This is a genomic window from Acinetobacter sp. YH12144, assembly GCF_013418345.1.
GTDB classification, from domain to species: Bacteria; Pseudomonadota; Gammaproteobacteria; order Pseudomonadales; family Moraxellaceae; genus Acinetobacter; species Acinetobacter amyesii.
The window spans coordinates 1-24,311 of sequence record NZ_VPCD01000015.1; the positions used below are offsets into that span (position 1 = coordinate 1).

General features: G+C 38.9%; 25 protein-coding genes, 1 tRNA gene and 1 pseudogene. 15 read left to right on the plus strand and 12 right to left on the minus strand.

The window, feature by feature from the left end; genetic code table 11:
- Window positions 1–918: 918 nt before the first annotated feature.
- The 3 genes from ahpC (at window position 919) to FTU79_RS10935 (ending at window position 2,675) form a co-directional block, all read left to right on the plus strand.
- Complete coding sequence (gene ahpC / locus FTU79_RS10925; RefSeq protein WP_078193727.1) at window positions 919–1,482, plus strand: alkyl hydroperoxide reductase subunit C; 564 nt, start codon at window positions 919–921, stop codon at window positions 1,480–1,482.
- Between the two features lie 291 nt (window positions 1,483–1,773).
- Window positions 1,774–2,250: a hypothetical protein gene (locus FTU79_RS10930; protein WP_180050053.1), complete on the plus strand. Its 477-nt coding sequence runs from the start codon at window positions 1,774–1,776 to the stop codon at window positions 2,248–2,250.
- A gap of 218 nt (window positions 2,251–2,468) precedes the next feature.
- Window positions 2,469–2,675 (plus strand): KTSC domain-containing protein, encoded by a 207-nt coding sequence (locus tag FTU79_RS10935; RefSeq protein ID WP_078189026.1) that lies wholly within the window; start codon window positions 2,469–2,471, stop codon window positions 2,673–2,675.
- Window positions 2,676–2,759: 84 nt separating this feature from the next.
- Here FTU79_RS10935 and FTU79_RS10940 read toward each other — a convergent pair.
- Window positions 2,760–3,350: pseudogene (locus FTU79_RS10940) on the minus strand (O-methyltransferase).
- Between the two features lie 57 nt (window positions 3,351–3,407).
- Entirely contained in the window at window positions 3,408–3,626 is a 219-nt protein-coding gene (locus tag FTU79_RS10945; protein WP_180010283.1) for a DUF1653 domain-containing protein, read from the minus strand.
- Window positions 3,627–3,909: 283 nt separating this feature from the next.
- Here FTU79_RS10945 and ahpF point away from each other — a divergent pair, with 283 nt between their 5' ends.
- The 3 genes from ahpF to FTU79_RS10960 all read left to right on the plus strand — a co-directional run bounded on the left by ahpF (window position 3,910) and on the right by FTU79_RS10960 (window position 6,413).
- The gene (gene ahpF / locus FTU79_RS10950; RefSeq protein ID WP_180050056.1) at window positions 3,910–5,475 is read left to right on the plus strand and encodes an alkyl hydroperoxide reductase subunit F; all 1,566 of its coding nucleotides are present in this window, start codon (window positions 3,910–3,912) and stop codon (window positions 5,473–5,475) included.
- A gap of 266 nt (window positions 5,476–5,741) precedes the next feature.
- Window positions 5,742–5,984: a hypothetical protein gene (locus FTU79_RS10955; RefSeq protein ID WP_078192893.1), complete on the plus strand. Its 243-nt coding sequence runs from the start codon at window positions 5,742–5,744 to the stop codon at window positions 5,982–5,984.
- 234 nt (window positions 5,985–6,218) lie between these two features.
- The gene (locus tag FTU79_RS10960; RefSeq protein ID WP_168379657.1) at window positions 6,219–6,413 is read left to right on the plus strand and encodes a hypothetical protein; all 195 of its coding nucleotides are present in this window, start codon (window positions 6,219–6,221) and stop codon (window positions 6,411–6,413) included.
- 69 nt (window positions 6,414–6,482) lie between these two features.
- Here FTU79_RS10960 and FTU79_RS10965 read toward each other — a convergent pair whose 3' ends face one another.
- Together FTU79_RS10965 and FTU79_RS10970 are read right to left on the minus strand one after the other, a co-directional pair.
- Window positions 6,483–7,130: a LysE family transporter gene (locus tag FTU79_RS10965; RefSeq protein ID WP_180050059.1), complete on the minus strand. Its 648-nt coding sequence runs from the start codon at window positions 7,128–7,130 to the stop codon at window positions 6,483–6,485.
- Between the two features lie 145 nt (window positions 7,131–7,275).
- A complete protein-coding gene (locus FTU79_RS10970; protein ID WP_078192890.1) occupies window positions 7,276–7,848 on the minus strand; it encodes an FxsA family protein in 573 nt (190 codons plus the stop codon).
- A gap of 132 nt (window positions 7,849–7,980) precedes the next feature.
- On the opposite strand from FTU79_RS10970, the gene ruvC reads away from it, so the two are divergent.
- Window positions 7,981–8,526, plus strand: coding sequence for a crossover junction endodeoxyribonuclease RuvC (ruvC, locus tag FTU79_RS10975; protein ID WP_078189034.1), 546 nt, complete (start codon window positions 7,981–7,983; stop codon window positions 8,524–8,526).
- A gap of 198 nt (window positions 8,527–8,724) precedes the next feature.
- Here ruvC and FTU79_RS16740 read toward each other — a convergent pair whose 3' ends face one another.
- A complete protein-coding gene (locus tag FTU79_RS16740) occupies window positions 8,725–8,820 on the minus strand; it encodes an acylphosphatase (protein WP_180050062.1) in 96 nt (31 codons plus the stop codon).
- Window position 8,821: 1 nt separating this feature from the next.
- Window positions 8,822–10,309, minus strand: coding sequence for an NAD(P)H-hydrate dehydratase (locus FTU79_RS10985; RefSeq protein WP_180050065.1), 1,488 nt, complete (start codon window positions 10,307–10,309; stop codon window positions 8,822–8,824).
- A gap of 20 nt (window positions 10,310–10,329) precedes the next feature.
- On the opposite strand from FTU79_RS10985, the gene queG reads away from it, so the two are divergent.
- Window positions 10,330–11,424 (plus strand): tRNA epoxyqueuosine(34) reductase QueG, encoded by a 1,095-nt coding sequence (gene queG, locus FTU79_RS10990; RefSeq protein ID WP_111885754.1) that lies wholly within the window; start codon window positions 10,330–10,332, stop codon window positions 11,422–11,424.
- Between the two features lie 277 nt (window positions 11,425–11,701).
- The gene (gene bioB, locus FTU79_RS10995) at window positions 11,702–12,694 is read left to right on the plus strand and encodes a biotin synthase BioB (protein ID WP_180007367.1); all 993 of its coding nucleotides are present in this window, start codon (window positions 11,702–11,704) and stop codon (window positions 12,692–12,694) included.
- Between the two features lie 125 nt (window positions 12,695–12,819).
- Here the strand turns inward: bioB and FTU79_RS11000 are convergent, their stop codons facing one another.
- Together FTU79_RS11000 and FTU79_RS11005 are read right to left on the minus strand one after the other, a co-directional pair.
- A complete protein-coding gene (locus tag FTU79_RS11000) occupies window positions 12,820–13,044 on the minus strand; it encodes a hypothetical protein (RefSeq protein WP_180007368.1) in 225 nt (74 codons plus the stop codon).
- A gap of 536 nt (window positions 13,045–13,580) precedes the next feature.
- Entirely contained in the window at window positions 13,581–15,785 is a 2,205-nt protein-coding gene (locus tag FTU79_RS11005; RefSeq protein ID WP_180050068.1) for an OsmC domain/YcaO domain-containing protein, read from the minus strand.
- A gap of 368 nt (window positions 15,786–16,153) precedes the next feature.
- Between FTU79_RS11005 and FTU79_RS11010 the strand changes: the two genes are divergently transcribed.
- The 3 genes from FTU79_RS11010 to FTU79_RS11020 all read left to right on the plus strand — a co-directional run bounded on the left by FTU79_RS11010 (window position 16,154) and on the right by FTU79_RS11020 (window position 18,617).
- Window positions 16,154–16,230: transfer RNA gene (locus FTU79_RS11010), tRNA-Ile, on the plus strand.
- 764 nt (window positions 16,231–16,994) lie between these two features.
- Window positions 16,995–17,564: a 1-acyl-sn-glycerol-3-phosphate acyltransferase gene (locus FTU79_RS11015; RefSeq protein ID WP_078189041.1), complete on the plus strand. Its 570-nt coding sequence runs from the start codon at window positions 16,995–16,997 to the stop codon at window positions 17,562–17,564.
- Between the two features lie 300 nt (window positions 17,565–17,864).
- Complete coding sequence (locus FTU79_RS11020; RefSeq protein WP_078189042.1) at window positions 17,865–18,617, plus strand: YebC/PmpR family DNA-binding transcriptional regulator; 753 nt, start codon at window positions 17,865–17,867, stop codon at window positions 18,615–18,617.
- 91 nt (window positions 18,618–18,708) lie between these two features.
- Here the strand turns inward: FTU79_RS11020 and FTU79_RS11025 are convergent, their stop codons facing one another.
- Window positions 18,709–19,179, minus strand: a complete 471-nt coding sequence (locus FTU79_RS11025; protein WP_180050071.1) for an Lrp/AsnC family transcriptional regulator — start codon at window positions 19,177–19,179, stop codon at window positions 18,709–18,711.
- 321 nt (window positions 19,180–19,500) lie between these two features.
- Window positions 19,501–20,265 (minus strand): glutathione S-transferase family protein, encoded by a 765-nt coding sequence (locus tag FTU79_RS11030; RefSeq protein ID WP_168379640.1) that lies wholly within the window; start codon window positions 20,263–20,265, stop codon window positions 19,501–19,503.
- Between the two features lie 269 nt (window positions 20,266–20,534).
- On the opposite strand from FTU79_RS11030, the gene ychF reads away from it, so the two are divergent.
- A complete protein-coding gene (gene ychF / locus FTU79_RS11035) occupies window positions 20,535–21,626 on the plus strand; it encodes a redox-regulated ATPase YchF (RefSeq protein WP_078189045.1) in 1,092 nt (363 codons plus the stop codon).
- 273 nt (window positions 21,627–21,899) lie between these two features.
- On the plus strand, window positions 21,900–22,292 hold the full coding sequence (locus FTU79_RS11040; RefSeq protein WP_373685369.1) for a hypothetical protein: 393 nt from the start codon (window positions 21,900–21,902) through the stop codon (window positions 22,290–22,292).
- 65 nt (window positions 22,293–22,357) lie between these two features.
- Here the strand turns inward: FTU79_RS11040 and FTU79_RS11045 are convergent, their stop codons facing one another.
- Window positions 22,358–22,897, minus strand: a complete 540-nt coding sequence (locus FTU79_RS11045; RefSeq protein WP_180050074.1) for a DUF962 domain-containing protein — start codon at window positions 22,895–22,897, stop codon at window positions 22,358–22,360.
- A gap of 58 nt (window positions 22,898–22,955) precedes the next feature.
- On the opposite strand from FTU79_RS11045, the gene FTU79_RS11050 reads away from it, so the two are divergent.
- Window positions 22,956–23,663: a Crp/Fnr family transcriptional regulator gene (locus FTU79_RS11050; RefSeq protein WP_180050076.1), complete on the plus strand. Its 708-nt coding sequence runs from the start codon at window positions 22,956–22,958 to the stop codon at window positions 23,661–23,663.
- A 96-nt stretch (window positions 23,664–23,759) separates the two neighbouring features.
- Here FTU79_RS11050 and FTU79_RS11055 read toward each other — a convergent pair whose 3' ends face one another.
- Window positions 23,760–23,918, minus strand: coding sequence for a hypothetical protein (locus tag FTU79_RS11055; RefSeq protein ID WP_227591814.1), 159 nt, complete (start codon window positions 23,916–23,918; stop codon window positions 23,760–23,762).
- Window positions 23,919–24,311 lie beyond the last annotated feature (393 nt).

Sequence of the window (24,311 nt, forward strand, 5' to 3'; positions counted from 1 at the left end):
AGCAAGTAACTTGGACCAGTGTTGATCATTTAGCATTGTTCGAGGCATAGCGAGTGTAAAATTGGGTTTGGCGATTTAATTTTACTATCTCGCTATTTTTTTAATCAACAAATGTCAACAGACCCTAGTTTCAGTGCCATAGAAAATGTAAACGAAACTAAAAACAATAAATATGCTCTGCCCGATCACCCATGCGAACAACCAACCATTATGACAATAAACAATACTGTCATAGATAATTTTTGAAATTGAAGCAGTTTCTATCATTAAAATGATGATGAATTGAAAAATCGCATATAGCCATAATATAACCACATACCAAGCACGTCTAAATGATAGCAACAGTGGGAAAAAAAAAGAAGATTCCAACGATTCCCATGGTACTCAATAGCGTAGGATCATCTGATGAAGTTCCAAATAGTTCATTAAAATAGGTCGCTTTTTTAGGTTGCAAGTATTCATAGATACATAAATTTGTACCTGTGTCTTCAACTTTAAGAATACATAGTGATGCAAGTGCAAGACTGAGAATGGCAATGATACGAAAAAATTGACTAAGCACCTGATCAAATCTGGAATCATTTTATGTTCATGCCATCTTATATGAACAAATTCTATAATTTGAAATATTTTTTATAACTTTTTTAGAGATCACCCTTGAAATCTTATGCCACAAGCATCATGTTGGTTACAGACTTTAAAAAGATGATTTTGTCATTTTACTTTCAACTTTATATGGCATTGATATGGCTTATATCGAATGAAATAATGATAAATAATCGTTATTGCTGAAATAGTTCTGGAGTGTACTAATTCGGATTTTCCGATATTAGTTATGTAAAAATACTATTTCAGCAATAAGCAAAATTTCTGTACCCTATTGGAAATCAAAAACAAACCTCAATCATGGAGACAATGATGAGCTTAATTAATACTGAAGTTAAACCGTTTAAAGCACAAGCATTCCAAAATGGTCAATTCATCGAAGTAACTGAAGCTGATCTTAAAGGTAAATGGTCTGTTGTATTCTTCTACCCAGCTGACTTCACTTTCGTTTGCCCAACTGAACTTGGTGACCTTGCTGACAACTATGCAGAATTCCAAAAACTAGGTGTTGAAATCTACTCAGTTTCTACTGACACTCATTTCACTCACAAAGCTTGGCACGATTCTTCAGAAGAAATCAAAAAAATCCAATACGTAATGGTTGGTGATGCGAACTGGACTCTTGCTAAAAACTTTGATGTATTAATCGAAGCTGACGGTCTTGCTGATCGTGGTACTTTCGTTATCGATCCAGAAGGTAAAATCCAAATCGTTGAAATCAACGCTGGTGGTATCGGTCGTGATGCTCAAGAACTTCTTCGTAAAGTTAAAGCAGCTCAATACGTACACGCTCACCCAGGCGAAGTTTGCCCAGCTAAATGGAAAGAAGGCGACGCAACTCTTGCTCCTTCAATCGACCTAGTTGGTAAAATCTAATCTGTATTAGATTGAACTGATTCAAAAACCACGCTTTTAGCGTGGTTTTTTTATGCCTATTATCTGCGAGTATATACCTCTATACACCCTACGCAGTTCACACTTTATTCATACAACTTTAACGTACTAGCACTTTCTACATATCTGTAGATATTCATCAAGTTAGAGCTTACACAAATATAATAAAAATGCGCAGCAAACCCGATTGTCTAGGCTTACATCTTTGCCAGTATTTCAGTATTTTTAACATGAATTTTAGGTCAATTGCTTATTTCAGGAAGATGTAAGCCCATGAAAAAATATTTCGTCTCGATCAGTTTAATTTTATGTTCGTTTACAACTTTTGCTGCCATGAACTGCGAAGGTGAAATTAAAAACCAAAGTATTCGTGAAGATATTAAAGTCAAAAAAAATTGTCAGCTTGAAGGTTTAATTCTTCATGGCAATGTGATTTTAGAAAATGGTGCAAGTGTTGAACTGCATGACAACCACATCAAAGGCAATATTGAATCGAATAAAAACTTTACCAAGATCATTGCCAATCATAACAATATCAGTGGCAATGTCGATTTTACAACTGGGAAAAACATCCAACTCCTCAATAACCAAATTTCAGGCGACCTCAAATTAAAGAAAAATAATGGCAATATTGTGCTAAATAATAATGAAATCGCAGGTAATTTGATTTGTCTTGAAAATGCTTTTTCAATTAATGGCAGCAACAACCAAGTCAAAGGCAATAAATCAGAACAATGCCGTAGTTTTTAACTCTCCTTACACTAATATGGGAGAATGACACTTATGACATTTATTTGAACTGGCAATATTTTTATCAAATTAGTTGATAAAGAAATGAAAAAAATGTGAGATAAAACTTTATTTTTTAACAATTCTGCAATACTCCACGCCCCGAATTTGTCTTAATTTCAAAAGAGATAAACCTTTAACTGCAGTATGACTATAACAACGCAATAAGGGGGTGGCTTATGACAACAACTGTTGTAACTTCTTGGAAATACAGTTCTTCTTCACGTTACTTAAAAATATTTTATGCGAATGGTTCTGGGGATCTCTTTTATCCAGTTTCACCTTTTATTTATGATAATTTACTTCGATGTAGTGATAAAACGGCATTTGTCCACAAATATTTAGAATATGATCTACATTTTTCACGAGTAAGCTTACAGGGTTAAACCGCTACAAGCTCAGCGCTATAGCAACAGTATTTTTACTAATTAAAAAAAATTCGATCAAATCAGGGCTGAATGCCCTGATTTTTAGTTGCGCCAAGTCACCATAAAGAGCCCTGCGCCCACATTTAAGGTCGTACTGATAAAACGATCATCCGCTTCAACACGTTGGATAAATTCAGCGACCTCATTGGCATGTGATAGCACATTATCCACGATCAACACGCCATTTTGAACTTGTATCAATTCAGCTAAATATGACCAATACGCCACATATGCATCACGTTCTGCATCTAATAAAATGAAGTCATAACGACGATTTGAATGCTGTAAAAAATGCAGTGCATCGCCATGATGAAATTCGATGTATTCGGCTAAGCTTAAATTTGCCGCATGTTGTTTAGCTTGTTCGATACGCGCTGCATCAATTTCAATGGTTTCGACCCGCCCTTGTGTAGACTGCGCAGCATCTGCTCACAGCGTGGAATAGCCTGTAGATGTTCCAATTTCCAAGATTTGTTTGGCTTGTTTTAAGCGAATTTGCATAGCCAAAAACAGTGCAGACTCAGGCTCAATATTTCGGTAACGCGCAAGTCGGTGATTTTGCGCAGCATCGTGAGCACTAAAGTCTGCATAGAGTTGTTGCGTATAGTTTTTAAAATTTGCATCCATGCTTATGATTCTATCCTTTTGCTATTTCATTCATATTTATAAATTGAAGTACTAAATATCTACTTAGTGGGTTTCTTGGATCAGCTTAAAACGTGGAATTACTTCACCATCAATTTCAACGGTTTCCATAAACATCTCTAAGGGTCTGACCCACATGGAATAGTCGTCATACAAGCACTGATAGACCACAACTTTTTCACGCGTTTCACTATGTGTTGCAACATGAAAGACTTGATACAACTGACCTTTATAATGCTGATAAATCCCTTTCTTAACCTGCATGTCATTTCCTTAAAAAGTTCTCAATACAATAGGGTTGACTCTAGCATTGTCTTGCTTAAAGCGCGATGAATTCATTTATTTTTCCACTATTTAACTTGCATTTCTCGATAATGGCCCAATATTGACTGCATTCACATCGGTATATTCTTATGATTTAGAAAGAAATTTAATCACTTGATTTGTAAAACCGATTAATTTTATAAAAACAAACCGTTTCACCTATTTAATGGTTTGTTCTATCATTCTCTCATCAAATAAATTTACTCCTCTGGAGACGTTAGCAATGTTAGATCAAAATACTTCTGCTCAATTAAAAACCTTACTTGAACGCCTTGAAGGCCCGATTGAAATCGTCGCAACTTTAAACGGCACGGACAAATCAGACAAAATTAAAGAATTGGTGACTGAAGTTGCTGCTTTATCTGATTTAGTGACTGCACGTTTTGACGGTAACAACAGCCGTGCGCCAAGCTTTGGTATTGCAAAAGCAGGTGAAACACCACGCGTATTCTTCGCAGGTCTACCGATGGGCCACGAGTTCACGTCTTTGATTCTAGCTTTGCTACAAACTTCAGGTTATGCACCGAAAGTTTCTGACGAAGTACTGAATACCATTAAAGGTTTAGGTCTTAAAGCTGATTTTGATGTATTTGTATCACTCAGCTGCCATAACTGTCCTGACGTAGTTCAAGCACTAAACTTGATCGCAATTTACAACCCTGGCACAACTGCAACCATGATTGATGGTGCATTCTTCCAAGAAGAAGTGGAAGAACGCAAAATCATGGCTGTACCGATGGTATTCCAAGACGGCAATCACATCGGTCAAGGTCGTATGACCTTGGAAGAAATCATTGCCAAATTAGACACCAACTCTGCTGCAAAAGATGCTGAAAAGCTAAATGCCAAAGAAGCATTTGATGTCCTTGTGATTGGTGGTGGCCCTGCAGGTAATACTTCTGCAATCTATGCAGCACGTAAAGGTATTAAAACCGGTATCGTGGCTGAACGCATGGGCGGTCAGGTCATGGATACTATGGACATTGAGAACTTCACGTCGATTCAAAAGACCCAAGGTCCTAAGTTTGCTGCTGAAATGGAAGCACATGTACGTGAGTACGGTGTGGACATCATGAACTTGCAACGTGTATCAGACATCAAAGGTGCAGATCAAACAGCCAATGGTCTAGTTGAAGTAACTTTAGAGAATGGTGCAAAACTTGAATCTAAAACAGTGATTCTTTCAACAGGTGCACGCTGGAGAGAGATGAATGTTCCAGGTGAGCAAGAATACCGTACTCGTGGTGTTGCATACTGCCCACACTGTGACGGTCCATTGTTTAAAGGTAAACGTGTTGCAGTCATAGGTGGTGGTAACTCAGGTGTCGAAGCGGCGATTGACCTTGCTGGTATTGTAGAACATGTAACACTTGTTGAGTTTGATACCAAGCTTCGTGCTGACCAAGTCCTTCAAGACAAGTTAAATAGCTTACCGAACACCACTGTGATCATGAATGCATTATCTACAGAAGTAGTCGGTGATGGTTCACAAGTGACTGCATTGAACTACAAAGACCGTGCAACAGATGAAATCAAAACGATTGAATTGGCAGGTATCTTTGTACAAATTGGTTTGTTACCAAACACTGATTTCTTAAAAGAAACAGCTGTAGAACTTTCAAACCGTGGTGAGATCGTAATTAACGACCGCAATGAAACCAATGTAAAAGGTGTATTTGCTGCTGGTGACTGTACAACAGTACCGTACAAACAAATCATCATTGCTACAGGTGAAGGCGCGAAAGCATCATTGTCTGCTTTTGATTACATCATCCGTTCGGGTCAATAATTCAGTTTAAACAGAACAGCAAAAGCCAGTTTTCGAACTGGCTTTTTTTATGACTGAAAATTCATGTCTTGTTTCATTTATAAATTATTAATAAAACAAATATTTAACTCTCTGACGCTTTTCACTTACACAATAATGAGCAAAACAAACCGTTTAAAACTTGTACAGCAGCTTATTTGCACATTAAGATAAAACAATCATCACGGATTGATGGTTGACAATAACAACAAGAATGTTGGTCAAATTCGACTAAATGGAGAAACGCAATGCACTATCAATATCACTGTGCTTGTTGCAATAAAGTATTGGCTTCAAGCGATAAAGAATGTTCCGAATGTGGCTCGCATAATATCCGTAGCCCATATGGCTTTTGGATATTTTGCATACTCAGTTGTTTGGCTGTTGCCATTCTATTTAAGAGTGTTCAAGTGTATTTGCAACAGCACGATACTGAAGCGACAACCCAACTCAACATCTTTGAAGTACTCAAGCAGGATGGTAAAAATTAAGCTTTTTTACAACAGCCAAATATAGCCCTATGAACAGGCTGGCAATGCCTAAATATCATACAATCCGTATTTAAGCGCTATTATCCAGTTGCTTTAAAGTCATTCAAAGCGAGAAATTAAAATGATGAAAGCCTGAATGATTTCAGGCTTTTTTATGCGCTTGCATCGCCCTGCTTACTTATCTTCACGAGGAAAATTCTTTAAACTATGGCGATAGCAATGAGGTTCTAGATGATGGTGCAGTTAATCAAAAAAGGCGGTTTACGTGAACGCGCCAATCGTAGCCGATCATACAAAGGCTCTGAAAATACCGAAACTACCCTCAAGCCAAACCGTTATCGTGATCATGCTGAAACCACCGATATTGCACAAGATCCATCAAATACAGCACCATCTAAAGACCAAGATCAAACCAATCCAGAGCAATAGAACTTGGACATAAAAAAAGCCAAGTTTTAATACTTGGCTTTCGCTTTGCTGACAGCAATATGTTTGCAGCTATTGAAGATTGAACATTCTAATTGCGTCGAACCACAGCCAAATCGCAAAAATTAAAAATAACGCCCCTGAAACCACATCAATATAACTACCCGAACGTTGGTAGAGTGCTTTAATTTTAGGCAAAGACATAATCATCATAAACAGACTAAACACAATAAAGGTTTGAATCGGAATGATGACAGCAAGCTGTGCTTTGAGGTTGCTACTGGCTGATGAACTCAACGCCAGAGAGAACACACTACTAAAATAAATCAGTGTTTTCGGATTGGCTAAATTCGTAAATAAACCTAATAAAAAATAATTTTCAGTTTTCTGCTGACTTAAGGCCTGCCCATCTTCTAAATTGGCTGTTTGATTTAAACTTTTAAGCCCGCCACTAAACATCGCCCAACCCATTTTCGCTAAGAAAAATCCACCAACAGCCATTAAAACTTGTTGTATCCATGGAAATTGCTCGACCAGAACCGTAAAGCCCAATAAGGTTAAAACGACCCACACCACAATCCCGACAGAGATCCCCGCAATAATTTTTAAGGTATTTGCACGGGTTGTTGATGCTGCACTTTTAGCAATTAATAATACGTCTGGACCGGGACTCAACTGCGCAATAAAATGTAGCGCGCAGATGGTGAATAACAGTGACATGCAAGCTGATTCATTTGAATTAAAACGTGAAGATTATATCGCCTGTTCAATTTTTTTGTTGGCAACACAAGGTTTATTTTTAGGCTGTATCAAAATTCATGCAAAAAAAAGCCGAATACACATTCGGCCTTTCATACTGAGTTAATTATTTTTTATTGACATCTTTCAGTTCAATTTGTTTCGCATCTGGCGTCACTTCACGAGCTTCACCATCAATAACGGATGAATCACGACCTGATTGCTGATTTTGCATATCTTGCATTTGACGCATCATATCTGCAAATGGGTTCTGACCCTGAGCACCGCCCATGCCTCCCATATCGCCCATCATGCCACCCATCATTTTTTCCATCATGGCTTGCTGACGCTTCATCATTGTTTTCATCATGACTGCTTTCATGGCATTTTGTACAGGTGGAATCAAAATAAGTAATGCCATAATATCTGAGATTAGACCCGGTAACAGCAATAAGAAACCAGCCAAAATTTTTGGTAAATTTCCAGTTAAAGCTGGATCATTACTCATTTGACCTGCTTGCATTTGCTGCATTTGAGGCATCAGACCTGATGAATATTTACGGATAATATTCATCCCTATAAAGAAGGCCGCCACGAACCAGAAAAAGACATACCACATGCTGCCGACGAGGTCGCCCACACCGATCCAGACAAACACTTCCAGGATCAAGCCTGCTAAAATCAGAAGAAATAATTTCATGAAAATTAAACAAATCTCAGTAAATTAATTTAAGGTGTTGCGTTCAACTGCTCAATCACTATCAAGCTTTTTTGACACGCTTATGTAACAATATGGGCATTATTTTATTTTTAAAGGGCAAATAGGGCAAACATGTCATTAATTATCGGTATTGACCCTGGGTCTCGCCTAACTGGTTACGGCATCATCGAAAAGGATGGTTCTAAACTACGTTTTGTCGATGCTGGCACCATTCGTACCGAAACAACAGAAATGCCTGAACGCTTAAAACGTATCTTTGCTGGTATTGATCGCATCGTAAAGTTTCACGGGCCTACTGAAGCTGCTGTTGAACAAGTCTTTATGGCTCAAAACCCTGACTCAGCCCTAAAACTAGGCCAAGCACGTGGCGCTGCTATTGCTGCTTTAACCAATTTAGATTTACAAGTCGCTGAATATACTGCGCGGCAAATCAAACAATCTGTGGTCGGCTATGGTGCTGCAGATAAAGAACAAGTCCAAATGATGGTTATGCGCATTCTGAACCTAAGCATCAAACCCCAGCAGGATGCAGCCGATGCTTTGGCTGCCGCAATTTGTCATGCGCATGCGTCCGGGAGTATGAGTAAAATGGCAGTACTGAATGCCTTAGGCGGTATGGCTCGTGGTCGAAGTCGTGTAAGCACTCGACGTCGATAAATAAATCGTCAATTCATATAGATCAGTAGTTCAGACAGTTTTCAAAAGCCCACTCAATCTAGTGATCAAATTTAGCGGATCATTTTAAAACCGCTATAGTCTAATTCATGCATTGGAATTTCTAGCTGATCGATTTTAGTTACGTCTGCTCGTAAAGGCCCCACCAGACTGTGTTTCAGTATTTTATGAATGGCGTTTTCAGTTCCTATAAAGTGCAAGCGCTTGCTGCTCAAACCAACGACGGTAGCCAACACCCTGCACTTTACCTTGAATTCGCAATTTAACCGCATGCATTTTAGTCTTCAACTCCTGAATGATTAACCATATGATAAACCGCTTGGGCCATATCCTGTGCTTGCAAACCACGCATCCCCGACTTCGCTAATACATCACCTGCTAAAGCATGCAGGCTTACGATTTCGTGCAGATGAATTTGCTGATGAAATTGTGCTTTTAAACTTGCAATCATCCCTGCAAGCACATCTCCCATACCGCCTGTACCCATTCCTGCATTACCTGCGGTGCAAATCCAAAGCTGATCTTCAAGTATTAAGCTGCCTGCGCCTTTAAGCACCCATTGACCTTGAAATTTTTCTTTTAAATACTGAATTGCTTGTATACGATCTGCTTCAACTTCAGCAGTAGTAATATCCAATAATTTCGCAGCTTCACCCGGATGTGGCGTTGCATAGGTTCGTGCATTCAAATTTTTAGGTGCTTCAGCTAGAAACCATAAGGCATCTGCATCCAAAATAATTTCCAAGGTTGACTGCTGAATCAATGGAAACCATGACTGAAACTGCTGTTGTGCCCAATCGTCACGACCAAGCCCCATGCCAAAGCTAATCGCATCAACATGATCGATCAGTTGCTGAATCGTTTCTGTATTTAAAGCATTGATATCGCGTAGCATAATATTCGGTGCGCGCGCCAAAATCGCGGTGTGATGCCGTGCATCACAAACAACCGTGACCTTTCCTGCACCTGCATGGAATGCTGCCTCAGCAGCCATAATCACCGCCCCACCCATTTCAGCATGCCCACCAACCACCAAAACATGGCCATAACTGCCTTTATGACCAAAAGCTTGACGTGCAGGTAAAGTGATTTTGTGCGGCGACAAATACGCAAGTGGCTCTAGCTCTGCATCAGTCGGTATACATGCCATCACCGCAACTTCACCTGCATATTCCTTCGCTTGACCTGTAAATAACCCTGCTTTTAAACCCAATGCCGTAAAGGTATAATCAGCTTGAAATGCGATGGGTAAAGGCTGCCCTGTATTAGCATGTAAACCGCTTGGAATATCAATCGCAACTTTGAGTCCCGTGCATGCATTCAATCGTTGAATAATGGCTTGCCATTCGCTAGAAAGTTCACGATTGAGCCCTATACCAAATAATGCGTCGATATAAACATCATAGTCACGCTGAAAATCAAAATGTGTATAGATCTTGAGCTTGTGATCTATCGCTTCCTGTACCGCAGAATGTAAGTCTTTCGATGTCGCTATTTCAGCGGCATAGATGTCAACATGAAAGCCAGCTTGCTGTAGATATTGCGCTGTAAGATAGCCATCTCCCGCGTTGTTGCCCTGCCCACAACATACGGCAATATTTTTTAAATTTTGCTGCTTTAACATTGGAATGAGTTGCTGAGCAATCGACCATGCAACCTGCTGCATCAGACCATAACTGCTATTGTGCTGAGCAAACCAACGCTGCTCCCAAGCTTGAATACTTTGGCTAAGATAAACAGGGCTATGGTAAACTTGCAGACGCATTGTTTTTCCTTGTTATGATTATGGCCGCCTCAACTCCTGCACAAAAAATTCCTGTCGATCAATATGATCCAGAAACCCTAAAAGCATGGATTAAAGCACAAGCCTTAAATTTAGGTTTTTCTGATTGTGTCATCGCAAAGCCAGATGCTCAAGAGGAACTCCCTCGTTTTAAAGAATATTTAGAACGTGGTTATCATGGCGATATGAAATTTCTAGAGGAAAACCTTGAAAAACGTGCCAATCCTGCACTTTTAGTCCCCGGCACCCGCAGTATCATTTGTGTCCGCATGGATTATTTGGTCGAAACCCCTAAACCACGTTATGTTCCAGATGAACCAAATGCAGCTATCATTGCACGCTATGCACGAGGTCGTGACTACCACAAAGTCATGCGCGGTCGTTTAAAAACCTTGTCGAATATTATCCGTGAAAAAATCGGAGATTTTGAATCTAGACCCTTTGCCGACTCTGCACCAGTGTTTGAAAAATCCTTAGCTGAAAATGCAGGCATGGGCTGGACAGGCAAACACACCTTACTGATCCATAAAAAATCAGGCTCATTTTTTGTATTAGGTGAGCTGTTTACATCACTCGATTTGCCTTTTGATTCGCCGGCAACCAAACATTGTGGTTCATGCACAGCCTGTATTGATATCTGTCCAACTCAGGCCATCGTTGAGCCCTATATGTTAGATGCACGTAAATGCATTGCCTACTTAACCATCGAATACAAAGGTATTATTCCTGAGGAATTACGCCGTGGCATTGGCAACCGTGTGTTTGGCTGTGATGACTGTCAACTTATCTGTCCATGGAATAGCTTTGCGCATAAAACTCAAATTGAGGACTTTTATCCACGTCATGGCCTCGACCAAGTGAGTTTATTAGATCTTTGGCAATGGGATGAGGCCACTTTTTTAAGCTGTACTGAAGGCAGTCCTATCCGACGAACAGGCTATCAAAGCTTTATGCGAAATATCGCCATTGGCTTAGGCAATGCACCATACAGTTCAAATATTGTGCAATCATTAAAAAATTCTCGCGAAAAACATGACGCGATTGTGCAAGTTCATATTGATTGGGCAATTGCAGAACAAAACTCAAAAATGCTTTAAGGACTTTTATTCTCTATTTTCCAGATCCTTACAAAGTTTTCATTTAAGCTAAAACTTAGTGACGTAATCCAAGAAAATTAATTTTTTAGCTCAAAATAAACATTGCAGCGATTGTGCTGTCATTTAGCATAACTTTGCAAGCATCTTAAATATCAAAAGTTCTTTGAAAAAGTCATTTCAATGTACTTTAGCCAACTTTCAATGTTACAAAATAGTCTTGGAAGTCTGCAAATTTTACGTATGATGATCTGCATTAGGCAGAAAATATGGATCATTTATGAGCTACCGAAATGACTGGACACACCCAGAAATACAAGAGTTGTATCAACAACCATTGATGGATTTATTATTCCAAGCACAGACCATTCACCGTGAATATTTCCAAGCCAATCATATTCAAGTCAGCACCTTACTTTCGATTAAAACTGGTAAGTGCCCTGAAGACTGTAAATATTGCTCTCAGTCCGCACATTATGACTCTGGATTAGAAGCCGAAAAACGCATGGCTGTGGAAAAAGTCATCAATGAAGCGAAAGCTGCGCTTGCTTCAGGTTCTTCACGTTTTTGTATGGGCGCTGCATGGCGCAATCCACATGAACGGGACATGCCCTATGTGCTAGAAATGGTGCGTGAAGTCAAAGCGCTGGGACTTGAAACCTGTATGACCCTTGGCATGCTGAATCAGTCTCAAGCAGAGCGCCTACATGAGGCAGGCTTAGATTATTACAACCATAACCTCGATACCTCTCGTGAGTATTATCCCAATGTCATTAGCACGCGTAGCTATGATGACCGTTTAACGACGCTAGACTATGTTCGCCAATCTGGAATGAAAATCTGTAGCGGCGGAATTGTGGGCTTAGGTGAAAGCCGTGATGACCGTATTGCCTTCCTGATGGAGTTGGCAACGCTGCCGATTCATCCTGAATCCGTGCCGATTAATCTCCTTGTGCCTATTCAAGGTACCCCACTTGCAGAAGTTGAGAAACTTGATGTGATCGAATGGATTCGCACCATTGCAGTCGCACGGATCATTATGCCAAAAAGCTATATTCGACTCTCTGCAGGTCGTGAATCCCTGAGTGATTCAGAACAAGCTTTGGCATTTATGGCAGGTGCAAATTCACTCTTTTCTGGTGAAAAACTACTGACCACGCCAAATGCAGGCGAAGGCAAAGATCAGCTTTTATTTAGCAAACTCGGTTTAGTGGCTGAACAGCCCAAACCAAATGCTGCACAGCTTTCAACTGATGCCATGCAAATGGCTTAAAATAAGCCCCGAAGTTCGGGGCTTAGTTCAATTGAATGATCAGTGATAGGTATCAAAGTGCAATGCAAGAGATGGTGCGAACAAATGAAATGGCTAAATCACCATGAATAGGGAAAATATATCGTTTACTTAACAAAGTTATGTGCTGTTATTAAAATTCCATAGCCTGCATTTAAATAATCCCCTTCACGAATAATGTCTTGACCATTAGCATGTTGAACCACCAATTGCTGCTGAATCACATCATAATGAAAAGATTCAAAGCAATCCTGATGTTGTAATAACCATGCAATGGTATCTGCCATATTGGCATCGACGGTATAACGCTCGGCTTGAAAATCTTTACTCATATCTGCATAAAAACTGTGAATGTATTTCTATTTTAATGATTTCAATATTGACCGGCATTAAAAAAGTGAGCTTTCGCTCACTTTTTTTTCGGCTTAGACTCTGCATTACTTTGTCACACCGCACTTACGACATTCCTTGTGCGAACCGATTTCTTCCATTTGCTCGTATTCGTAAATATGCATGCAAAATAGTTTTCTGAATAATTGAAGCATGTTGTTAAAACTCCCGTTTATTTATTAATGTGCTTCTGAATATTTCGTCCTGAAATATTATGAACATGCCTAAACACGCCATAGCTAATTTATTATCATATTTTTCCAATGAGTCAAATATCTTTACTTTAAAATGACACAATTTCGGATAATCGGTTATTTTTAAGCCTTCCTTATATTCACCTGAGTTATAAGGATTTTTATTAATATCAACATCACAGATATAGATTAATTTTCAGCAAATTTCGCACAAAAAAACTCCCCATTAGGAGAGTTTTTTCAAATAGATGATCACATGAGTAACGTTATTCACAAGCCCAGATTTAAACGTTCTGACTGGCAAACTTCGCACGTGCAGCATGCAATTTTTTATAGCTATCAATCAGACGTAAATGACGATCTAAACCTTCAAGTTGCATATTGGTTTCAGTTAAACCGTAGAAGCGAAGACTGCCATCCATTGAACCAATCACTGCATCCATACGTTCGTCACCAAACATACGACGGAAATTATGTTCATAGTCATTGAGATCTAAGTCATCGTCCAATTCAACTTCTAAAACCACATTCATGCATTGATAGAACAAACCACGTTCGACCGTATTGGTGTTGTATTGAAGGAAGGTTTCGACCAACTCTTTTGCTTCTTCAAACTCTTGTAGCGCAATATAGATCAGTAGTTTGAGCTCAAGAACCGTTAATTGACCCCATACGGTATTGTCATCAAACTCAATCCCGATGAGCGTCACAATATCCGTGTAGTTATCCACTTCAAGCTCTTCTAAGCGCTCAACCAGTGACACTAACTCGTCTTCATCTAGACGATGAATGTTTAAAATATCTTCACGGAAGTCCAAAGCTTTGTTGGTGTTATCCCAAACCAAGTCTTCAACCAAATACACTTCAGAATAACCCGGAACTAAAATACGACATGCCGTAGCACCAAGATGCTGATAGACCGCCATATACGCTTCTTTGCCCATGTCTTCTAGAATCGCAAACATCGCTGCAGCTTCTTCCGCATTGGCATTTTCACCTTTTGCTGTGAAATCCCACTCTACAAAATCATAGTCTGATTGTGCGCTAAAGAATTTCCAAGACACCAAACCACTTGAGTCAATAAAGTGTTCTACAAAGTTATTTGGCTCAGTGACTGCATTTGAGCTAAACGTTGGTTTTGGTAGATCGTTTAGACCTTCAAAGCTACGGCCTTGTAAAAGTTCGGTTAAGCTACGCTCTAAAGCCACTTCGAGTTTAGGGTGCGCACCAAAAGATGCAAATACCCCACCTGTACGTGGGTTCATTAAGGTTACACACATCACAGGGTACTGACCACCAAGTGAAGCATCTTTTACCAATACAGGAAAACCTTGTTCTTCTAAGCCTTGAATACCTGCAACAATACTTGGATATTTGGCTAAAACCTCTTCAGGGACATCTGGTAAAGCCAATTCACCTTCTAAAATCTCACGTTTTACTGCACGCTCAAAGATTTCAGATAAGCATTGAACCTGCGCTTCTGCCAAGGTATTCCCTGCACTCATGCCGTTTGACAAGTATAAATTTTCAATCAAGTTTGATGGGAAATACACTGTTTCACCATCTGACTGACGTACAAATGGCAGAGAACAAATACCGCGTGCTGTATTTCCTGAATTGGTGTCATATAGATGTGTGCCTAATAACTCATTTTCTGGGTTATAAATTACACGTGTGTAGTCATCCAAAATTTCGACAGGTAACTCGCCTTCTGGGCCGGGTTGGAACCATTTTTCATCTGGATAGTGCACAAAGTCCGCATTGGCAATCTCTTCACCCCAGAACTGATCGTTATAGAAGAAGTTGCAATTGAGACGTTCAATAAATTCACCCAAAGCCGAGGCTAAGGCACTTTCTTTGGTTGAACCCTTACCATTGGTAAAACACATTGGCGATTGTGCATCACGAATATGTAGTGACCAAACATTCGGTACGATATTACGCCATGATGCAATTTCAATCTTCATGCCTAAACCAGCCAAAATACCTGACATATTGGCAATGGTTTCTTCTAGTGGCAGATCTTTACCCGGTATAAACGTGGTACTTTCTGACGCTAAATTTGGCATAAGTAAAGCTTGTGCATCTGCATCAATGCTTTCTACTTCTTCAATGACAAACTCAGGACCAGTCTGAATCACTTTTTTAACCGTACAGCGGTCAATTGAACGCAAAATGCCTTGACGGTCTTTTTCTGAAATATCCGCAGGAAGTTCGACTTGGATTTTGAAAATTTGCTTGTAGCGGTTTTCAGGATCAACAATATTATTTTGAGATAAACGAATATTGTCTGTCGGAATGTCTCGCGCTACACAATACACTTTTACAAAATACGCTGCACATAATGCTGATGACGCTAAAAAGTAGTCGAATGGTCCGGGAGCAGAGCCATCGCCTTTATAGCGAATAGGTTGGTCGGCAATTACCGTGAAGTCATCAAATTTGGCTTCTTGTCGAAGGTTATCGAGATAATTAACCTTAATTTCCATGTGGGCACCTAAATATTCTTATGTGTCAGTGCAACACATAAAAATGAAAACATAAGCCGAATAAATGTAGGACATTGACTTAAAAATGTGAGGCCAGTACCAATCTATGCGCTGTTGAGCACGGTACTGACAAGAATGGGCATTATTATAAGGTTATTTTGACTGTTTGATAACTTTTGTCGTGATTTACATCACGATAGGATTCGGCACTTTGTGCATTTTGGTCTAATCCAAGCTCAACTGCTGCAACTACAGCCAATTTGTTGTGTTAGTGTGCAGCCGTGAAGAAAAAGGCTTGTCTTTTAAAAAAATCTTCGCTAGTATGCTTTGCGTCTGAACTTGTTGATAAATAACACATTCAGAATATAGGGCCTATAGCTCAGTTGGTTAGAGCAGCGGACTCATAATCCGTTGGTCCACAGTTCAAGTCTGTGTGGGCCCACCATATAAAACAACCCCTTACGTGCATTAATCGTGAGGGGTTTTTTAATGTTAAAAGCTAAGTAAAGTTTGTCTAAGCCTTTAAAAGATATGGCAGATAACATATAGATACGTACAAAACTTCAAGTCAACTTGAGTAAGCTACGATTGGTTAATACGAGAAGTAGGTTATAAAGAAATACATTCAAGAAAAATTTAAAAGCTTAAGTTCTAGATACCCTTAAATAAAGTCACGATTTGTTATACTTAAAAGGTATTATTTTATTCATTATAAGCAAATGTTTTTTGATTCATGACATTTAGAAATACTATATATTTCACACTTTAAAAGCACAAATATTAAGACTCAACCTGTTCAGGCTTTCTTAAGTCCAAATAAAACTCAACAATTGACCAAATAACAATCAAAGCAAACATAGCAACAGCGAATAACACAGCAGTTAAATAAATCATGCTTGAGTTCTCCGTTAGAAAACGAGTTAAGACCAACAGGTTAAAAATTTTAATCTACGACAAAAGTCTAATAAGAATTTCTGACGGTGCCTAGCCATATTTAGCAAATTTTTAAGAGTATTTTTATCTATGATGATAGCTTTGCTATATAAAATTTAACCGATTTATTGCTAAAAAGTATAATTCTTCAATCCGCCCTTCTTATTCCGATTTGAAATATCTGCACAATTCAGATCAAAGCTCACTTAAATCCTCTTGACTCATGATCCAAACAAGCAGAAATTACACCTTTTTAAAATCACCGTATCACCGACTATGTTGAAAAAGTTTATTGGCGAATCTGCATTTAAATTGGCAGGCTGGAAATACCACGTAGAACCTGATGTTTTAGAAAATAAACAAGTGATCGTCGGCTTTGAACACACCTCAATGATGGATGCTGTTCTTTCACTGGCCCTTTGCCAAATTTACGACATTAAAATTCACACGCTGATTAAAAAAGAACTCTTTAAAGGTCCATTTAAACCTGTACTTGAAGCGATTGGCGGTATTCCTGTAGACCGTAAAGCCAATAAAGACATCGTGACTCAAATGGTTGAGCATTTTGAAGCCAATGAAAAATTTAATTTAGTCATTGCTCCAGAAGCGACCCGTGCAGAACGTGGTGAAGCACGAAAACCGATTCGTACAGGCTTTTGGTATATCGCTAAAGCAGCAGGTGTGCCGATTGTATTAATGTATGCCAACTCAAAAACCAAACAAGGCGGTATTTTCGGTAAGATTTACCCGACTGACCTCGATCACGATTTAGCTTTAATTAAGCAGCTCTATAAAGATAAAGTAGGTTTAGACATCGTGATCCCAGAACCTAAAAATAAAGACTAAGTGCCATTCACGTTTTTTTAAGATATACGTATTTAAAGATGTAAATGTATCATGCTCCATGCATTGTACATTTACATCTTCTTTTTATAACAAGATCGAACTGCCCTTTAGTCCGATTCTCAGCATAAGAAAAATTACAGTACCAGCGTTTAGACATTTCGCATTAATTTCTCAAATTTGGATATTTTTTTTTCAACTACTCAATTCATGAAATCCAGTACTTTCACACAAAAAAGCCATTATGGTAGAATTTGCTCAATTTGATAGGCATAAGGCCAATCTACAAGGAGCATATTTCGCATGGCGGGTCATTCCAAGTGGGCTAATACTAAGCATCGTAAAGCAAAACAAGATGCGAGCCGCGCTAAAGTATTCACAAAATTTATCCGTGAAATCGTGACAGCTGCACGTTTAGGCGGCGGTGATGTAGCGTCTAACCCACGTTTACGTGCTGTTGTTGAAAAAGCATTAGTTGCAAACATGACACGTGACACCATTAACCGTGCAATCCAACGCGGTGTGGGCGGTGAAGAAAATGCTGATCTAAAAGAAGTCACTTACGAAGGTTATGGCGTTGGTGGTGTTGCTGTCATCATTGAAACAATGACTGACAACTTGAACCGTACTGTTCCTGACGTTCGTCACTGCTTCTCTAAAACTGATGGTAATTTAGGTACTGCAGGTTCAGTGGCTTATATGTTTACCAAACGTGGTGAGATTACTTTTGAAGATGTTTCTTTAGAAGATCAAATTATGGACATCGCTTTAGAAGCGGGTGCTGAAGACATCGAAGTGGACGAAGAAGAAATTCTAGTTATCACTACACCTGAAACTTTCGGTGAAGTTCAGGATGCGCTTGCAGCAGCAGGTTTAAAATCTGATAACGCAGAAGTGGTCATGAACCCTTCAACGAAAGCGTTAATTTCAGATATCGAACAAGCGAAAAAAATCATCAAAATGATTGATATGTTTGAAGATCTTGACGACGTTCAAAACGTGTATACCAACGTTGAATTCACCGATGAAGTGATGGCTGAGTTAGAAGCCCTATAATTTCTTCATTATGAAATAAAAAACGCACCCATCGGTGCGTTTTTTATTGCTAAGCTTTCAACGGATAATGAGTTTGAATTAAGTGCAGCACTCAAACCTTATTTAACAATCCATTACAGTTAAAGACATTATATTGTTTAATCACGAAGCTCGAGTGTAATGCGACCACATGTTCAATTTTTCCAATACGCTTGAGTAAAATTTCACTGTAATTTTCCATATCTCGTGCCACCACTTCAACCAAGAAATCAGCTGACTGCCCTGTCACTAAAAATGCATTAATCACTTCAGGAATACTTTCTAATTCTTCTAAAAATTTTGCAAAAGTATCCGTATCATGTTTACTGAGTGACACCTGTAAAATTACATGTAGACTAAACCCTAATTTCTGATAATTAATTTCACGCTTTAAACCGCTCATAATATTGTGATCAATCAATTGTTTGATCCGCCGATGAACGGAACTGACCGATAAATTCACCCGCTCTGATAGTTCATTTAAATTGACATCTTCATGGGTCAAAATTTCTAAAATTTGTTTATCAAAACGGTCTAGTTCCATCGGTCTACTCCAGCCATTTTTGAAAACAGTGCTGATGATCCCGATTCATCAAACACCTGTTGTCATTTTCAATGTTATTTTAAATTTTAAAATCAGCATTTATGTGCAAGTTTTCTCATGTATAGCATGATTTATTAAAAATAATAAAGCTCAGATGCATCATATAAATAATAATTTGCATAAATATCTTGATTAAATGAATGTTTTTTCATCACGGTTTGATTTTTTATATTACCAAGTAAGTATTAAGTGGCTTAAAAAAAGCGCGCCATTAGGCGCGCTTTTTTTAAGCAGTATGACGCAAAGTTTCATATAAAGGGCTTATACACCACGCCAATCTACCCGTGCATTCCGTTCTGTTTGGTATATGCGTTGTACATATTGACCTAAAGGCAAATCGCTCAAATAGGCTTTATAAGCTTTGAACTCTTCTGACAAGGTTTCGCCATGCTCTTTTTCCCACGGCGTTCCGACAACCTCTAATAACGGCGCTAACATTGAACACACCGCAATATCGGCTAAACCTAATCGGTCGCCCACAAAATAACGCCCACCTTGTTCAATCAGACGTTGATTTAAATCAACCACAATTTCATCCAGTCGCTCACGTGAAGCCGCAACCTTATCTGTATCTAATTGATAACCCTTAGAAACCAGTGCCTTTATAATCGGTTTTGAATATTTTTCAAACTGACGTAAATAGCCTTTTTCACCAATTAAAATATCAAGTGATTCTTCACTTTCATTTAATACATGTGCCAACCCCCAACGGCGCACATGTTGCCCTAACTCAATGGAGAGTTCATTAATTTCTAAAGCGTCTTCACGCAGTTTGACATCTGGACGGATCAGACTATGTTCGGGGTAGGTCGCATCCAAGTAAAAGGCGATTTGAGTTGAATCTGCAACCCAATGATCTTGATCACGTAAAATCGGTAATTTGTTTTGCCCTGTTTTAAGCTGTGCAAATGCACGATGTACACCCGGCATTAAATTATGAGCCACATAATCCAACTCTTTATGATCGAGTAACCAGCGCGCCTTTTCACAAAAATGTGAGAGTGGAAACTGGTAGAGAGTTCGCATAAATGCTCCAAGTTTTTGTTGTAACTGTAGTTTATAAAACCCAGTAATTTTATAGGGATACTTTAGTCACTGTGTTATTGAAACACAATGTCATTTTTGCACCTATTCTGCATCTGTAGTGCAACTCAAGCATTATTCAGACGTGAATTCATCTCTATCTCTGCGCGATTCAATAAGATATACATTCTCCTGCCCATATCACCTGACTTTATTATGGCTTTCATGTAAAATCATCCACAATTTTTTTATAATACTTTGTGAGTTATTTCATGGGTTTTAACTGTGGTATTGTCGGCCTGCCGAACGTTGGTAAATCAACGCTTTTCAACGCATTAACCAAAGCTGCGATTGCTGCTGAAAACTTCCCATTCTGTACAATTGAGCCAAATACTGGGATTGTACCTGTACCTGACCCACGTATGGATAAACTTGCTGAAATTGTAAACCCACAACGTGTTGTCCCAACCACGATGGAATTTGTGGATATCGCAGGTCTCGTTGCTGGTGCATCTAAAGGTGAAGGCCTTGGTAACCAATTCTTAGCCAACATTCGTGAAACGGATGCTATTGCACATGTTGTACGTTGTTTTGAAGACGAGAATGTCATTCACGTAAATGGCAAAATTGACCCACTTGACGATATCGCAACAATCAACACTGAACTTGCACTTGCTGACTTAGAAGCTGTTTCTAAAGCAATTACACGTCTAGCAAAATCTGCAAAAGGTGGCGATAAAGAAGCGATTGCGACCAAAGCTGTTTTAGACAAAATCTTACCTTTACTGGATGAAGGTAAACCTGCGCGTGCAGCTGACCTTGATGAAGATGAACGTAAATTGGTGCGTGGTTATGGCTTCTTAACCCTTAAACCAACCATGTATATTGCCAACGTTGCAGAAGATGGTTTCGAAAATAACCCTCACTTAGAAGCAGTACAAAAATTAGCTGCTGAAGAAAATGCGATTGTGGTTCCACTTTGCAACCAAATCGAAGCAGAAATTTCATTACTTGAAGACGAAGACCGTGCGGAATTCCTTGAAGCTTTAGGCATGGAAGAACCTGGTCTAAACGTAGTTATTCGTGCAGGTTATGGCTTACTCGGCCTTCAAACATACTTCACAGCTGGTGTACAAGAAGTTCGTGCTTGGACAGTAAAAATTGGTGCAACTGCACCTCAAGCTGCAGGTGTGATTCACACTGACTTCGAAAAAGGCTTTATTCGTGCTGAATGTGTTGCCTACAACGACTTCGTTCAATACAATGGTGAAGCTGGCGCTAAAGAAGCAGGTAAATGGCGTTTAGAAGGTAAAACATACATCGTTCAAGATGGCGATGTTTTACACTTCCGTTTTAACGTATAAAACAGCACCCATAAGAAGCCAGCAATTTGCTGGCTTCTTTAATTTTAGGCAAATGATGAAGCCAAAAAATAAGCATATTTAAAAACTTAAAACCTGCTTAAAAACAAAATTATATCGACACGAATACATGATTTGGTTGCTGAGTCACCACAGTGCAAAGACTTAAATCTCTACCGTTCTGCTATAAATTTACCCATAGGCACTAATGCCTATTTTCATAGAACAATAGCAATGAAAAAAATCAGCACAATTCTAACAGCAGGTATCTTTACAATGCTTAGTGCAACTGCGTTTGCATGTCCACAAGGCACCACACTTACAGGTGGTACAGGTGCAAACCATAAAGGTGGTACTTGTGTTTCCATTGCTAAAGATACAAAACATCAGGAACGTACTGCTACACATGCAGCACAAGTTGCGCAGCATGATGCAAAAGTCGCTCGACACGATGCAAAACAAGCCAGCCAATTGGCTCAGAGTAAAGTGAAACATAATCAAAAATTAGCAAAACATGATGCAGCTCAAGCACAGCATCTTGCAACACAAGCAAAATCAGAAGCTAAAACTTCAGCCCATGCTGCCAAAGCTGCAAATACTGACGCAAAAGCAAAAATCGCTGCACAAAAGGTCGCAGCGGAACAACATAAAGCTGCTGTGAAATCCTAAACAGTTGAGAATTAACACATAGCACAAAAAAAGCCGGAATTATCCGGCTTTTTTATTCAACTCATTTATGGGTGAGCAATATGTAATGCTTTTGCATCCATCTCTGCACGCTGTCTTCTTCCTTCTGTCAACATGCGTTGTTCAAGCTCTTTACGAAAGCCGAGTAGAAACACAAACTCAGCTAGAACAAATAAAGGCCCTATTGCCAAGCCAATAACATCATCCATAAACACAGGCTTTTTCTTTTCATAATAATGACCGATAAATTGGATGATCCAACCCACAACAAAGATCCCCACACTCCAGATCAACCATGACATAAGGCTCATTTTTGCGATCATTAAGGCTAAGGGATATGTGACGGCAAACACCAAAAGCATAATCAAACCGAAAATTTTATCTAAACTCAGGTAATAAATTACACTGGCAATAATCAACAACAATGCAAGGGTCAGTTCAAAACCTGAAATCATTAGCCCTACTCGTGCTGTTAGGCACATAATCGAAAACACAATAAGCGGAATACCCACAAAATGCGTCAGCACATTTTTTCGATCTAAATGATATGCTGCATACTGGCTTAGCAGTCTTTCAAGTTTGCTCATTAACTTACTCCTTGTTCATTTACTCATTTCACTATATAAAAAATGCATCAATTATGCTGTGCTGGACGCTCAATATGTGCATCAACTCAATAAAAATGTATGGTATTCAGGCTTAAATCTTTCCTTCCAAGACTTTATCTGCCGCCATGCCTTAACCCTAGCTTTCGAAAAAGACGCACGTGTTTTTTTATCAGGACAGCGTTTTAATGGTATGTATGCGGTCTTAGAAGGCGCAGTTCGCTTAGGCTATATTGATATTCATGGCAAAGAAGCGATTGCCGCCATTGCTGAGCCGATTATGTGGTTTGGCGAAATATCCTTGGTTGACCAATTACCACGTTCTCACGATGCCATCTGTACCAAAAAGTCCACCTTATTACACCTACCGGCTCAAGCAATTCAGCAATTATTACAACAACACCCTGAGTTTTGGTTTCATATTGCCCAGCTCACCAGTCAAAAGCTTCGCTATGCCTTTATGGAACTCATAGCGTTACAAACGCAAAGTTTAAGTCAACGTCTCGCACAGCGTCTGCTGTTTATTTTAAATGGATATGGAAATCATTTGGAAATTGAGCAACACACCATATACATCTCGCAGGAACAACTTGCGCAACTGATGAATTGCTCACGACAATCAGTCAATCAGGAGCTTCAGCAGTTGGAAAAAATGCAGGTGCTTCGTGTTGCGTTTAAACAAATTGAAATTTTAGATCTAGCGCAGTTACATCAGATTGCTCATGCACTTCCTGTGCATGATGTCTGACATTTGTGATTCAAATAAGTGCATTTAATTGCACCAGAATGATTCTTTATAGTTATTTTGCTTTTATTTGTGGCACTTCGCTTTATCGAGTTTTGATCACGACAATAATTGGCAAACATTTACACTGTCAAAACCATTTGTACATGCTGCAACTTCTTGAGTTGATGCTTCTGATTTGTCTTCAGTCGCTGCTTGTACATTGACCGCTGTAGTCAAAACAGCCAAAACCGATAACTTCATTAATGTTTTTTTCATCTTAATCACCTATTCAACGTCTTTAATTTAATTTACATACTTCATCTTTTACGTAGTAATTTTTACATACTTTATCAAATAATGATAATTTTAATTTTTTATCACATTATCCATACTTTATATTATTAATATTTTAAAGATATTAATTAAAGAGCAGGTCAGACGACTGGCATTCTAAAATGGGGGGATTTTTTATCAATAAATTTTTCTCAAAAGATATTTTTACTATTCATTATCTATGCTTTATCTATTTAACTTCAGAAAACAACCATGCAATTTGGAATTTAGCTCAATACTACGGCAGCGCACTGATTTAATTTTTATATAAAATAGCGATGATTTTAGGAGGATTTTCCAATCCTCTCTTATAGATTTATTCTTGTTTTTGATATT